The sequence below is a fragment of the bacterium genome, from assembly GCA_024742285.1.
GTDB lineage: Bacteria > Myxococcota_A > UBA9160 > UBA9160 > UBA4427 > UBA4427.
Window position 1 is genome coordinate 246160 of record JANSYR010000005.1, and the last position, 13911, is coordinate 260070.

Genomic DNA, 13911 nt, shown 5'->3' on the forward strand with positions numbered 1-13911 from the left:
GCGCTAGCGCCCCTGGAATTCGGGTCGGCGCTTCTCGAGGAACGCACGCACGCCTTCGGCGTAGTCGTCGCTCGCGAAGCAGTCGGCGATCGCAGCCGAGACTTCGTCCGGCTTCCGCTCGGACTCGGCGCGCGCGAGGTCCTGGAAGGCGACCTTCGAGGCGCGCAGGGTGAGCGGCGCGTTGTCGGCGATCGTCTCCGCCGTCTTGCGGACGTAGGCGTCGAGCTCGGCCTTGGGAAGCACCCGGTTGACGAGGCCCATCTGCAGGGCTTCGTGCGAATCGAAGCGCCGCGCCGTGAAGAAGATCTCCTTCGCGTACGCGGCACCGACGACGCGGATCAGGTTCTGGAGCCCGCCCTGGCCGTAGCCGAGTCCGAGCCGGGCGGCGGGGATGGCGAAGACACCGTCGTCGGCGGCGTATCGGAGGTCGGCGCAGAGCGCGATCGCGCAGCCGCCGCCGACACAGAATCCGTGGATCGCCGCGATCACGGGCTTCTCGATCCCCGCGATCGCGGACCAGGCCAGGGCGTTGTCCATGTCGTATTTCGCGGCGTTGTCCCCGGTCCGGCTCCCCTCGAACTGGGAGATGTCGGCGCCCGAGACGAAGGCGACGTCGCCCCCGCCGCGAAGGATCACGACGCGAACCTCCGGGTCCGCATCGAGCTCCCGGCAGATCGGCGGGATCTCCCGCCACATCGCCGTCGTGATCGCGTTGCGGCGCTCGGGGTGATCGAAGACGACGGTGGCAGTGTGGCCATCCTTCTCGACGCGGATCTGTCCAGGCATCGCGCGACGATAGCGAAGCCGTTCCGGCGTCCCGGAATCGCGCTGGCGGCGCCGGTTCCGCGTGGCACCATCGAAGGGGCGCCGCAGGAGGCGCGCAGGAGGAAGTCCCGCGATGAAATTTTCGATGATCTTCGAAGCGCAGATGGTCGACACCGGAAAGGCGTCGGAGCAGAAGGTGCTCCACGACTGCGTCGAGCAGGCGGTGTTCGGCGAGAAGATGGGCTTCGACTGCATCTGGGCGGTCGAACACCATTGCCTGACCCAGTACGCCCACATGAGCGCCCCGGAGACTTTCCTCTCGTTCGTCGCCGGCAAGACCTCGACGATCCGGATCGGACACGGCGTCGTGTGCCTCCCCTTCAAGATGAACCACCCGATCAAGGTGGCCGAGCGGGTGGCGATGCTCGACGTCCTGTCGAACGGCCGCGTCAACTTCGGGATCGGCAAGGGCGGGACCGAGACCGAGGCGGGCGCCTTCGACGTCGACATCCCCGACATCGATCGCCAGCTCGAGACCTCGGCGCGCATGATCCCGCAGATGTGGAACAGCGACGTCTATTCCTTCGAGAACGACATCATCCGCGTGCCCGAACGACGGATCCATCCCAAGCCGATGCAGGAGCCGCATCCGCCGATGTTCCTCGCCTGCACGCGCGAGTCGACCCTCAACCAGGCCGGCGAATGGGGGCTCGGCGCGCTCTGCCTGGGCTTCGGCGGTCCCGAGGACATCGCCAAGAAGAACGAGGTCTACCGCGCGGCGGTCGAGCGCAGGACGGCGGAGACGCAGATCCCGCTCCAGCCGAACGAGCATCTCTCCGCCCTGTGTCCGGCGGTCGTCCTCGACGACGGGACCGAGGCACGCGCGATCGGCCATCGCGGCCAGCGCTTCTTCACGGAGTCGATCAACCACTTCTATCAGGGCGGCCCCGCGCCGTCTTCGCCGCCGGAGGACGAGGATGCTGCCGAGTACCTGAAGAACGCCGGCGAGGCGCTCGTCGCGTATCTCCACGAGGAGAAGATCGAGGCCGGAACCGAGGCCACCGGGCTCTACAACCCGAACCACGCCTACGGAACCGTCGCTGACGCGATCGGCTACGTGGAGCGGCTGGTCGAGGCCGGCGCCGACGAGATCATGTTCCTGATCCAGATGGGCAGCGTCCCGCAGAAGGCCGCGCTCCGGACCATCGAGCTGCTCGGGTCCGAGGTGATCCCCCGCTTCCGCTAGGCCGGATCAGGTCGAGGTCACTTGCCGGGCTCGCGCTGGTCGAGGGGCCGCTGGGGGACGCGGACGAGGCGGTCGACGTCGTACCCGACGTCGGCGAGGCGCCCACGAATCCCGGCGAGCACCGTCTCGTCGAGGGTCGGCTGGCGGGCCATGATCCAGACCCAGCGCTTCGACGGATGGCCGATCACGGTCCAGCCGTAGTCGGTGTCGAGATCGATGATCAGGTAGGCGAGGGAGAGCGGCCAGAAGGGGCGCACGCGCCACTCGGCGTTCGTCTCCTCGTCGTGGACCCATCCGAGCTGCGGGATCGACTTCTCGGGGCCGTCGAAGGCGCCGTCCCGGAAGGTGAAGGCGATGTCGATCTTGCCGTCGGGCCGCAGCGTGTAGGTCTCGACCTCGTCGTGGGCGCCTTCCTCGGCCGAGAGACCGATGTTCTCGATCACGTACCAGGTGCCCGCGAAGCGCTCGAGGTCGACGGCTTCCACCGTCTCGAGCGGCACGTCGGCATTCGGACCGACGCCCTGCGAGGTGAGGCAGCCGGCGCTCGTGAACGCCAGGAAGAGAAGCGTGGACAGCGGAACCACGAGGGAGCCACGCTGGACCGTGCGCAGGGCTCGCAACCGTGAAGTGAGGGGCATGCCGTCTCCATCCACGCGCAGAAAGCGCGTCGACGGAACCCTAGCGGTGCGCGGCGATGGTGGAAGGCTCGCTTCGGCTGTCGTCCGCCTCGAGCCAGGTGATCGCCCCGGTGTCCGGCCAGGGGGTCGGCACCCCGAGCATCGCCGCGAGTCCCTTCGGTACGCCGCGCAGCGCCGGCTTGCCCTCGGCACGCCCCGCCGGCACGCCCTCTCCGACCACGACGAAGATCGCGTCCTCCTCGTGCTGCATGGCGGAGCGGATCCCGTGGTCCGAGAGGAAGACGAACCAATCGTCCTCGTCGAGCAGGGCGTGGAGCGCGGCGAGGCGTTCGTCGATGTAGCGATAGGCGGAGAGCAGCGAGCCCCGTCCGTCGTCCTGGCCCTTGCCGTCGATCTCGCTGAATCCGCTGTGGGTCAGGAGATCGAGGGCCTCGAGACGCAGGAAGAGAAAGTCGACGCGCCCTTCGCGCGCGATCGCTTCGGCGGCATCCATCTCGGCGGCGATCGTCTGGGCGAACTTCCGCGTGTCGGCGCCGACGTCGAGGGCGGGGTGCCGCGAGCGCTCTGCCGGGGTGAGGGCACGGTAGGCGCGGGGGGCGGGGAGATCTTCGCGATGGCCGTGGGGACCGATCAGTTCCGCCTGGCGTCCGACGTCGAGCTTGCCGTGGGTGAGGAGCATGTTCGCCGTGACGACGGGGCCTGCGCCGAGGGTCTCGAAGAGATCGGGACGCTCGGGCAGGATCCAGGACAGGAACCCGACGGGATTGCGGCCGATCGATTCCAGCCCCGCGAGCTCGAGGCCGAGCTCGTGGATGCGCGCGAAGGCGCCCGGTGCTGCCTGGGGTTTCGCCGGTCGGACGAGGGCCTGCATCGCCGCGGCCGTGAAGGCGGGGATGCTTTCGAGGACGGCGTGGTGACCCTCGGCGAAGAGGTGGTCCTGGAAGGGCAGATCGCCGCGGGCGCGCAGGTATTCCGTCAGCCGCCAATCGGCGCAGTCGGCGAGGATGGCGAAGACCCGGCGTCGCCCGTCGGCCGGGGCGCGCTCCGTGGCCGCGCTGTGAGTGGGAGCGGCCGTCGGCGACGCGAGCTCCGCGCGGATGCGGATCTCGGCGCCCGGTGAGGGCCAGGCCGAGCCCGACGCGCGCAGGCGTCCCTCGGCATCTTCGAGGACCCAGCGCGTCGGATGATCGCCGACGCGGGTGGTGGTCCGCTGCGGCGCCTCGCCGTCGATCGGGATCGCGCGGTAGCCGACGTCCGGCGCCTGGTCCGGCTCCGGGTTCAGTCGCCAGCGTCCTCCGATCGCCTCCGGCGGCGCTTCGAGGATCAGGGTCGCGAGGGCGTCGGGGTCGTAGTCCGCGGAACCGCGATGGACCGCACGCTCGATCTCCTCCCGGGTGATGCCCTCGAGCGGGACGCGCTGGATGGCGACGTCGTAGAGGGCGAGGGCGCGCTCCGGCTGACCCCAGCCCAGGTATTCGCCGATCAGGCGGCGGTAGAGGCCCCAGACGACGTTGCGATCCTGGATCGCGTCGACGTGTTCGAGCGCGTCTCGAAGGAGCTCGAGGGCCGAGTGATCGGGGTCCGCCAGGTGATCGACGGAGACGCGGAGCGCATAACGTGCCTGCAGGTCGATCGGGTCCCAGCCCGCGTCGCGCCAGTCGGCGAAGGTCGCGCGGACCGCCTCGCCGTCGCCGTCGCGAGCGAGCGCAGCGATCCGCGCCTCGTACCAGGGCAGCGCGTATCGATGGTCGATTGCGGGGGGAGTTTCTCCGAGGACGTCGACGGCCCGCGCGTAGTCCATGCGCCGGGCCCAGGCGAGGGAGAGGACGACGCGCTGGGCGGTCCAGAGGGGATCGTCGTCGAGGCGTTCCGCGATGTCGGTGAGGACGCGGGCCTCGTCCTCGACCTGGGCACGTAGCGAGAGCTCGAGCTGGAGGAGGTCGACGTGTTCCGGGTAGCGCTCGGCGGCGATCCGGGAGAGGCGGGCGCCGTCGCCGTAGACGCCGGTGGCGCGCCAGGTCCGGAGCATCATGCCGGTCAGCACCGGGTGCGGGACCCAGTCGTGGGCTGCGGGCTCGCGCAGGAGCGGGTCGAGCAGTGCGACGCAGCCGGCGCGGTCCCCCGTCGAGAGCTGCGCGATACAACGGCACTCGGCAATCCGGCGGCCGGCACCTCGGGCGCTCGCTCCGGTCTCCGAGAGACGAAGCGCCTCGTCGAAGCGCTCCTCGTCGACGGCGTTGCAGACCTGCGCGGCGTGCTCCTCGTTCGCTCGATCGACACAACCGATCAGCGCGAGGACGAGGAGGGACGCGGAGGCGAAGACCGGGAGGCGGCTCATCGATGGACCCCCACCAGCCGGGCGCGGAGACGGACGCCCTCGGCTTCCGGCATGAGATCGAGCGTCAACGCAGAGAAGAGGTCGCCGGCATGAGGCGCGTTCGGATTCGCGCCGGGCCGGGCCCGGTCGTCGCGGGCGATGCGCGCGAGGTCCACGGTCAACGCGTGCGCGCCGTCACCCGCGGTCGCGCGCGTCGGACTGGCCACGTCGGGCGGACCGAGGGCCGCGGCGAGGGCGCGCTCCTGCCAGGCGATCACGAGGGCTTCCGGGGTCACCGCCCAGCAAGGCGCGAGCCCCGGAAGCAGCGGGAGCTGGTCGAAGCAGGCGCCGTCGCTCTCCCCTCCATCGGCGAGCGTGAAGCGCTTGGGCGTGCGTCGGATCGGCCAGGTCGATTCGAGCTGGGTCAACGCCTCGTCGAGGGCCGTGCGAATCGGACCGGCGCCGCGGTGGTGCAGGGCACCGATCGCGAGCGGGATGTCCTCTTCTCCCCGCGGCGGGAGGAACGCGAGCTCGACGGTGCCGCGCAGGAGGGCGCCTTCGAGGAGACGGCCCTTGAGCGCGAACATCCGATCGGCCTGACCGCCTTCGGGCAGGAGCCGGGCGAGGTGGAGTCCGCCGGCGGGGCGGAGGCGTGCGTAGATGAGGGCGTCCGCCGCGCGCAGGGCCGGGTCGGCCGGTGCCTCGGCCGAGGGGATCAGGAGATCGAGCGTGCCCTCGTCGGAAGGTCGAAGGAAGCCATCGAGGTCGACGCCTCCCTCGGCGGAGGTCGCGAGGGTGAGCTCGAGTCGTCCGCGCTCGCCGACCGGCCAGAGGAGGATTCCCTCCGCCGTACCCCGTCGCGTGTTCGCGAACGCGATGCGTTCCGCGGCTTCGCCGGTCGTGTCGTCGAGGCAGGTCGCCTCGGGAAGTGTGTCGTCGTCGGGGGCCGCGTCGAGCACGAAGCCCGCCTGCTCACACCCGTCGAGGGTCTCCTGGAGGGCCGTGGCGCGTCGCGCGACCGGTGTCCCCACGAGTGTGCCAGCGGCCTCGAGCAGCGGGGCCAGGGCACCGACCTCCACGACGAGTAGGGGCTCGCGAAGTCTCGGATCCTCGTCCGGCGTTCGGCTGCATCCGACCGCCCCGACGGCGATCGCCACGCACACGAGTCCCCAAGTCGATCGCACGAGCATCGGCAAGACCGCCTCCTTCTCGTGCAAGGAATCGGCAAGGCGCCCGCAGATCTTGAGCTTTCCAGGATCGGCAGCGGTCTCAGCGCGCCGGGAGCTCGAGGACGAAGCGGGTGCCGCCCCCCTCGCGCCCCTCGCAGCGGATCGAGCCGCCGTGGCGCTCCGCGATCTGGCGGACGAGGGCGAGCCCGAGACCGATTCCGCCCTCGGCGCTGGCCTCGCCTTCGGGCCGGTAGAAGGGCTCGAAGATCCGTCCGCGTTCCGCCTCCGGGACGCCCGGCCCGCGGTCGGAAACGGTCAGGCGGACGCCGTCGGACGTCTGTGCGACCTCGACGTCGACCGGTGGGTCGCCGTGTCGCAGCGCGTTCTCGATCAGGTTCCGGGTGAGCCGACGGAGCAGGCGCCGATCGCCCTCGACGGCGCCCCCCGTTCCACCGACCTCCACATCGGCGCGCCCCGCGGCCTCCTCGGCGACGAGGGCGAGCAGGTCGACGGGACCGCGCTCGATCCGGGCTTCCGGCGCGTCGAGTCGACTTGCGACCAGGAGCTCGCCGATCAGGTCGTCGAGCTCTTCGATGTCCCGGTCCATCCGATCGAGGAGCTCTTCGCGCGGCCCGTCGCGCAGGAGCTCGAGGGCCATCCGCACGCGGGTGAGGGGCGTGCGGAGCTCGTGGCTCGTGTTCGCGAGCAGTCGCGTCTTGTCCTGGACGAGGGCCTCGATCCGGTCGGCGCTCGCGTTGAAGGCATGGGCGAGGTCGGCGATCTCGTCTCGTCCCTCGATCGGGGCCCGGTGGTCGAGCCGGCCCGCGCAGAACGTGTCGACGTGGGACTGGAGGCGCTCGAGCCGACGGGTGAGTCGTCGCGCGAGGGGGAGGGCGGCGATCGCGGTCGCCGCGGCAAGTAGGGCGAGGGCGGCCAGCAGGGGGGCGATCGGGCGGCGGGGATCGCGGTCGTCGTCGATCGCGAGGCGTCGCCCGTCGCTCAGTTGCAATAGAAGAAAGCCGTGTGGACCGGGACGGTCGATGAAGCGGCTGCCCTCGCCGGGCGGGAGCGGGATCGACTCCCCGATCTGGACGAGGGGCGTCCCGTCGCGATCGAAGACGGAGAGATTCATCTCGAGGGGCTCTGCGAATGCGGAGACGACGCGCTCGAGGTCGGCCACCGGCGCATCCGCGGGCGGCAGGACGGACTCCGCGAAGGTCTCGAGCTCGCCGAGCCATTCGTTGGGATCACGGTCGCGATCGAAGGCCCAGACGAGCAGCCCGATCCCGATCATCAGCAGGACGAGGACCAAGATCAGCGCGAGCCAGAACTGCAGATAGAGCCGCCGCACGTCAGTCGCCCGAGTCGCCGTCCTGACGGCGTGCGAAGACGTAGCCCGCGCCGCGCACGGTCAGCAGGCGGCGCGGTTGCCTGGGGTCGTCTTCGATCGCGGCCCGGATGCGGGAGACGTGGTTGTCGATGCTGCGATCGAAGGCTTCGAGGGCGTGTCCGCGGAGCCCCTGCATGATCTGGTCCCGCGAGAGCACCCGCCCGGCGTTTTCGGCGAGCAGGCAGAGCAGCGCGAACTGGTGGGAGGTGAGGGCGCAGCGCTCGCCGTCGAGCAGGACCTCCCGCGCGTCGCGCAGGATCTCGAGCCGGCCGAAGCGCAGGCGATCCTTCGGCTTCGCCGACTCGTCGGCGACCTGGGTGCGGCGGAGGACCGCGCGGATCCGGGCCAGCAGCTCGCGGGGACTGAACGGCTTCGCCAGGTAGTCGTCGGCGCCGATCTCGAGTCCGACGATCCGGTCGGTCTCGTCGCCGCGCGCCGTCAGCATCACCACGGGAATGGCCGAGCATTCGCGGATCCGACGGCAGACCTCGAAGCCATCGAGGTCCGGGAGCATCACATCGAGGATCACCGCGTCGAAGCGATCCGTCTCGACCGCTTCGAGGCCGAGGTCCGCGCGTGCCCGCGACTCGACTTCGAGAGCATGGCCCGAGAGATACTCCTCGAGCATCGCCGACAGCGTCTCGTCGTCGTCGATGATGAGCACGCGGACCGTCATCGTGTCTCCAGGCCGGGGGCGGCGGGGTCGGAAACGGAAGGGTACCCGGCCAGAGGGGCCGGGTCCCTTCGCAACGCCCGACGTGCGCTCAGTGCCAGCCGCGGCGTCGGCGATGCTTCGCGAGGCGTTCTTCGACCCGCTGGCGCTGCTCCGGCGTCAGGACTTCGAGGACATCGGCGAGCCGCGTGGTCACGACCTGACTCATGCGCTCGGCGCGATCGAGGTGCTTCACGCGAAGTGCCTCCATCGCGTCGCGATCGATCGTATCGGCGGTGAGCAGCGCGGCGAGCTCGGTTCGCAGGTCGTCGCGCGGACCGTGGGCCGCGGCGAGCTCGTCGACGGCGTCCGCGACGATGGCCTGGATGCGCTCGGTCTGTTCGTCGGTGCCGTCGAGGCGCCACATCACGTGCTCGACGCCCTCGGCGGCGTGCTCCTTGATCTCGTCGATGTCCGGACGCTCCCGGTGGTGGCCACCGCAGCCGGTCACCACGTTGGTCATCAGGAGCAGCGCGGCCGTCATCGCGACGAGGGAGAGCGGCCAGGCGATCAGGCTGCGTTTCGTGGGTTCGGTGCTCGGTTCGGTCATGGCGATTCCTCCGCTGGACCCTCTCCGGGGGGTGGCCCCTGTGGGGTCTCCTGGGTACGAATCGAAGGCTATGCGTCGGATCTCTCTCGCCGATGTCTGCTTTGTAAAGATGTGTGAAGTCAGGTCGACGAAGGGTCGTCCGCCACCTGCAGCGGGACGCCGCAGACCCAGGTCTGGACGACTCGGATCTGCGAGAGGGCGTCCCGCGCTTCGGACCAGGGACGATCCAGCAGGCAGAGGTCCGCTTCGTCTCCTTCGCGGAGTCCGTCCGCCGGAGAAGAGCCGTCGGTCGGCAGGAAGCGGCGCAGTGCTTCTTCCGGGAAGATCCGCTCGTCTTCGCCGAGCATGTGTCCGGAGGGGGTGCGTCGTTCGACCGCGGCTTCGAGGGCGGCCCAGGGGTCGGGCTCGCCGAAGGGAGCGTCGGTGCCGAAACGCAGCGGGACGTCGGCGTCGAGCCAGCTCTTCACGCGGTAGAGGTGGTCCTGATCCCGGGGATCTACGTCGCGCCGATAGTCGTCGCCGCGTTCGCGGACGAAGTTTGGCTGCGTCACGACGGTCGCGCCGAGGCGCTGGATCGCCTGGATCGCCTCCGGCGGCGCGACCGACGCGTGCTCCATGCGGTCGCCCGGTCGGGCGCCGGTCGCTTCGAGGGCAGCCAGCGCGAAGTGGAGTTCGGTGCGCGTGACGGCGTGGAAGGCGACGTTCCGGTCCGCGTCGTGGGCCGAGCGGATCCGGGCGACGAGCGCGTCGAGGTCGGGCAGCGCGGGCTCGTCGAGCATGATCTTGTGCGCCCCGACCGGGACGTCGCTGTCGTCCGCTTCGAGGCCGAGGGTGCCCATCACTTCGAGTCGTTGCGGCAGGTCGCCCGAGGCATGGGCCGCGGCGAGTCGTGCGTAGTCGTCGGCCCCGTTGCTGGCAGTGCAGTCGGTGATCCGGGTGACGCCCCAGGCGGCGAGACGCCGGCCGACTCGAGCGAGGTCCGGAGGCGGCGCCGGGGGCAGCTGGTCGCGGAGCCAGACGTCCGCGCGAAAGAGGCGCCCGGTGATCCGACCGCGGTCGTCGCGTTCGAGTCCGGGGCGATCGTCCTGGCCCATCGCGAGGGACTCGATCGCCCTCGAATTGAGGAACCACATCACGCCGCTTCGGTGTTGGATGCGGACCGGCACGTCGTCACGCAGGGCGTCGAGCGCGTCGCGATCGAGCTCCCCGGCGACGGATTCGAAGTAGCCGGCCCCCCGAATCCAGCCGTCGATCGGGGAGGCGGTCGCGAGGGCCTGGGCGAGCGCATCCCGATCGCGCACCGAAGGCGGCCCGCACCGCACCGATGCGAGCGCGGCCGCGAGGGACTGCACGTGGAGGTGGTGGTCCTGGAGGCCGGGCAGCAGCGCCCGTCCCGCCGCGTCGAAGCTCGCCCCGTCGTAGGCGTCGAGGTCGCGACCGAGCTCGACGATCCGTCCGTCGCGGATCCGGAGGTCGCGCCGGACGCCATCGATCTCGGCCTCGCGGATCAACATGCCCCGCGCCTCCAGGCGTCGAGGCTCGCGGGCGAGGGGGGTGCGAGGGGAGGCGCCGTCCCGTTCGCCTCGCGGATCCGCGGAGGCGCGACCGGCGTCTCCACGCCTGCCTCCCGAATCACATGGTCGGCGCCCACTCGACCGACCTCGATCTCGGCGGCCTCGATCGGCGTCGCCGCGGAGTGCGCCGCCACGTCCCGGAGCGAGACCTCGAGCAGGCCGCCGCGCCCGTTCGACGCGCAGGCCAGGGCGAGGACCGCCGCATGGACGCCGGTCAATGGATCCGCCAACGCGTCCCCGCAGAAGCAGGGATCGTCTTCCGCCGCACCGGGCGCCCAGCCGAGTCCCGCCGCGATGGCCGCATCGTCGCCGAAGGCGATCCATTCGTGGGCGCGGCCATAGCCGGTGATCGAGAGCCAGATCCGGCCGGGGACCTCTGCGACCCAGGTCTCGGCGTCGAACCCGAGCTGGCGCAGCGCCCGGGGTCGCGCGCTCTCGACGACGAGGTCGGCCTCGTTCAGCAGCGCTTCGAACGTCGTCCGATCGCTCGCGTCGTGCAGGTCGAGGGCCGCGCCGTGCTTGCCGGCGTTCATCCGGTCGAAGAAGACGGCCGGGCCGAGCCGCGCGCCGTCGGGTCGTTTCGGACTCTCGACCTTGAGGACGGAAGCGCCCGCGAAGGAGAGCAGCGAGGTGGCGAGGGGGCCGGCCCAGAGGGTCGAGAGGTCGAGGACGCGGAGCGGGCGTTCGCGCGGCGAGCCTTCGGTCGTTCCCGAGAGCGAGAAGAAAGAGGGGGTCGCCAGCGGTGCGCGCGGCGCGGGCGCGCCCGCGAGTCCGATCAAGCGCGCGCGTTCGATGACGGGCGCCGCGGCGCGTTCGCGAAGGACGTCTTCGATCACGCGCCACCCCTGGTCGCTCTCGTGGAGCGCGTCCGGGAGGTCGATCTCGAGCCAGGCCGGAACGAGTCGCCAGTCGTCGAGGCGCGGCAGCTGGATCGCGAGCCAGTCGTCTGCTGTGCGGAGCAGACGCCCCGCGCCACCCGCCGTCGTGCGCCCGTGGCGTGTGTGGCCGAAGCCTGCAGCGCGTTCGCCCAGGAGTCCGCGCCAATCGAGCCGACCCGCTGCCAGGGCCGCCGACATCGCTTCGAGGAGCGCCCCCGCGCCGAGCGCGGCGCTCGCGACGGCGCCGGGCGCGAGGCGCGGCGGCCCGTCCCTCGGTCCGCTGAGTGCCATGGCGCCGGAGGCGGCCCAATCCGCCGCGGCGGAGGCGCTTCCCAGCGGCTTCGGGTCGGTCGGCCCGGGGACGTCGAGGTCGTGCGCGGCGAGCGTGCTGCGAAGTGTTTCGGCGTGTCGCCCGGCCGGTGTGGTCGGCACGGATCCGTGAGTGATTCCGGGCGCTTGGGAGGGATGCGGCATGTCTTTTCCGAAGGCTCGGCAGGTTAGCATTCGGAATCTGGAATCCGTATGCTCGCCCATCGCTCAAGCGCGGTCGGGAGAGCGGGGGCGGCGTCCCCAGGCACGACCCGACCGGAACAACCGAACCCGAAGGTCGCTCGATCCAGCAATAGGGTCGACCGATCCGATCATTTCCAAGGAGTCATCGAATGGCGGTGTTGAAGGCCGGTAGCCGACTGAAGAGCGCGGTGTGCAGCTCGGAGCTGATGGTGGTCGTTGCGCCCGAGGGCGACGTGAACCTGACCTGCGGTGGCGCGCCCGTGATCGAGCTCGGTGCGGACGGCGCGGGCGAACTCGACCCGGCCCACAAGGGCGGGACGCAGATGGGCAAGCGCTACACGAACGAAGCCGGTGACATCGAGATCCTCTGCACGAAGCCGGGCGAGGGGAACCTCGCGGTCGACGGCACGGCGCTGGAGATCAAGGGCGCCAAGCCCCTCCCGTCCTCCGACTAGCGTCGGAAGACGGCAGGGGAGGCTGGCTCTTGTTGGAAGGGGGGAGCCCCGCTTCCGACTCCCTGACGGCCTGTTGTGCTTCGGTTGCGCCTCCGCCCGCATGAAGCTTCTGGGATGACGCGTTGCGGGTGCTGCGGCGCATTGTGAGACGATCATGAACTTGATGATGCTTCTGGAGATGGCGGCGGGGGCCTTCGGGGACCGCGTCGCGTTTCAGAATGGCGACGACCGGCTGACCTATCAGCAGCTCTTCGACGCGGCGGGGGCGCTCGCGGCGGATCTGTCGGACGGGCGGACGAAGCATCTCGCGATGCTCGACGAGAGCAGCCTCGCGCTTCCGGTCGCGGTCTTCGGTGCGTCCTGGGCCGGGGTGCCCTTCGCGCCGCTCAACTACCGCCTGACGGACCCCGAGCTCGACTCCCTCGTGAGCCAGCTCCAGCCCGGGCGCCTGGTGACGGAGCCCGACCGGCTGGCCCGGCTCGGGGACAAGATCACCGGAGACGGGAGCGACTTCGTCTCGGTGCTCACGACCGGCGACCTGCTCAGGGCGGCGCGGGCCGACGGCGCCGCGCCGCGCGAAGAACCGTGGTCGATGGACATGGACGACACGGCGATCCTGCTCTTCACGAGCGGGACGACCGGTGCCCCCAAGGCCGCGGTCCTTCGCCAGAAGCACCTCGTGTCCTACGTACTCGGCTCCGTCGAGTTCATGGGGGCGGACGAGAACGACGCGTCGCTCTCCTGCGTCCCTCCCTACCACGTCGCCGGCATGGCCGGGATCGTGAGCGCCGTCTACTCCGGCCGTCGGGTCGTCCAGATGCCGAGCTTCACCGCCGAGAGCTGGATCGCGACCGCGCGTCGGGAGAACGTGTCCCACGCGATGGTCGTGCCGACGATGCTCGCGCGGATCGTCGAATCCCTCGAAGGAGAGAAGGACGCGGGGATGCCCAACCTGCGGAACCTCGCCTACGGCGGTGGAAAGATGCCGCAGTCGGTGATCGAGAAGGCGATGGATCTCTTCCCCGGGACCAACTTCACGAACGCCTACGGCCTGACCGAGACGAGCTCGACGATCTCGCTGCTGGGTCCCGACGACCATCGCGACGCGATGTCGAGCGACGAGCCGGAGGTGCGGCGGCGCATCGTCTCCGTGGGTCAGCCACTGCCGACCATCGAGGTCAGCATCCGCGACGTCGACACCGAAGAGCCGCTGCCGGCGGGCGAGCGCGGCCTGATCTTCGTGCGCGGCGAGCAGGTCTCCGGCGAGTACCGCGGCAAGGGCAGCCTTCTCGACGAAGAGGGTTGGTTCAACACCCGCGACGGCGGTTACCTCGACGAGGGTGGTTACCTCTTCCTCGAAGGCCGGATGGACGACGTGATCGTGCGCGGCGGCGAGAACATGTCGCCGGGCGAGATCGAGGACGTGCTCCTGGCCCACGAGGCCGTGGCCGATGCCTGCGCGATCGGCGTCCCGGACGAGCAGTGGGGCGAAGCCGTCGCGGCGGCCATCGTGCTGAAGGCCGGCAAGGAAGCCTCGGTCGCCGAGCTCCAGCAGTGGGTCAAGGATCGACTGCGCTCGTCGCGAACGCCCGAACGCATCGATTTCTGGGACGAGCTCCCGTACAACGAGACGGGCAAGCTGCTCCGGCGCAAGGTCCGCGAGGCCTTCGCCCAGGAGACGGGCAGCGGCGACTAGCTCGCGAC

12 protein-coding genes are annotated in these 13911 nt (G+C 70.6%); 3 read left to right on the forward strand and 9 right to left on the reverse strand.

Annotated elements, in window-relative coordinates:
* Positions 1-3: 3 nt before the first annotated feature.
* The gene (locus NXI30_12025) at positions 4-786 is read right to left on the reverse strand and encodes an enoyl-CoA hydratase (GenBank protein ID MCR9094938.1); all 783 of its coding nucleotides are present in this window, start codon (positions 784-786) and stop codon (positions 4-6) included.
* Between the two features lie 112 nt (positions 787-898).
* On the opposite strand from NXI30_12025, the gene NXI30_12030 reads away from it, so the two are divergent.
* Positions 899-2011, forward strand: a complete 1113-nt coding sequence (locus NXI30_12030) for an LLM class flavin-dependent oxidoreductase (GenBank protein ID MCR9094939.1) — start codon at positions 899-901, stop codon at positions 2009-2011.
* Positions 2012-2028: 17 nt separating this feature from the next.
* Here the strand turns inward: NXI30_12030 and NXI30_12035 are convergent, their stop codons facing one another.
* The 8 genes from NXI30_12035 to NXI30_12070 form a co-directional block, all read right to left on the reverse strand.
* Positions 2029-2649: a lipocalin family protein gene (locus tag NXI30_12035; GenBank protein ID MCR9094940.1), complete on the reverse strand. Its 621-nt coding sequence runs from the start codon at positions 2647-2649 to the stop codon at positions 2029-2031.
* A 40-nt stretch (positions 2650-2689) separates the two neighbouring features.
* The gene (locus NXI30_12040) at positions 2690-4987 is read right to left on the reverse strand and encodes an alkaline phosphatase family protein (GenBank protein ID MCR9094941.1); all 2298 of its coding nucleotides are present in this window, start codon (positions 4985-4987) and stop codon (positions 2690-2692) included.
* On the reverse strand, positions 4984-6162 hold the full coding sequence (locus tag NXI30_12045) for a hypothetical protein (GenBank protein MCR9094942.1): 1179 nt from the start codon (positions 6160-6162) through the stop codon (positions 4984-4986). The genes NXI30_12040 and NXI30_12045 overlap by 4 nt, the downstream gene beginning before the upstream one ends.
* A 73-nt stretch (positions 6163-6235) precedes the next feature.
* Entirely contained in the window at positions 6236-7486 is a 1251-nt protein-coding gene (locus NXI30_12050) for a HAMP domain-containing histidine kinase (protein MCR9094943.1), read from the reverse strand.
* Between the two features lies 1 nt (position 7487).
* Positions 7488-8201 (reverse strand): response regulator transcription factor, encoded by a 714-nt coding sequence (locus NXI30_12055; GenBank protein MCR9094944.1) that lies wholly within the window; start codon positions 8199-8201, stop codon positions 7488-7490.
* Positions 8202-8289: 88 nt separating this feature from the next.
* On the reverse strand, positions 8290-8787 hold the full coding sequence (locus NXI30_12060) for a Spy/CpxP family protein refolding chaperone (GenBank protein MCR9094945.1): 498 nt from the start codon (positions 8785-8787) through the stop codon (positions 8290-8292).
* Between the two features lie 119 nt (positions 8788-8906).
* A complete protein-coding gene (locus NXI30_12065) occupies positions 8907-10301 on the reverse strand; it encodes an amidohydrolase family protein (protein MCR9094946.1) in 1395 nt (464 codons plus the stop codon).
* On the reverse strand, positions 10295-11671 hold the full coding sequence (locus NXI30_12070; GenBank protein MCR9094947.1) for a CoA transferase: 1377 nt from the start codon (positions 11669-11671) through the stop codon (positions 10295-10297). The genes NXI30_12065 and NXI30_12070 overlap by 7 nt, the downstream gene beginning before the upstream one ends.
* 236 nt (positions 11672-11907) lie before the next feature.
* Here NXI30_12070 and NXI30_12075 point away from each other — a divergent pair, with 236 nt between their 5' ends.
* Entirely contained in the window at positions 11908-12207 is a 300-nt protein-coding gene (locus NXI30_12075) for a hypothetical protein (protein ID MCR9094948.1), read from the forward strand.
* A gap of 154 nt (positions 12208-12361) precedes the next feature.
* Positions 12362-13903 carry an acyl--CoA ligase gene (locus NXI30_12080; protein MCR9094949.1) on the forward strand — a complete coding sequence of 514 codons (1542 nt, stop codon included), beginning with the start codon at positions 12362-12364 and terminating at the stop codon, positions 13901-13903.
* The last annotated feature ends 8 nt before the right edge of the window (positions 13904-13911 follow it).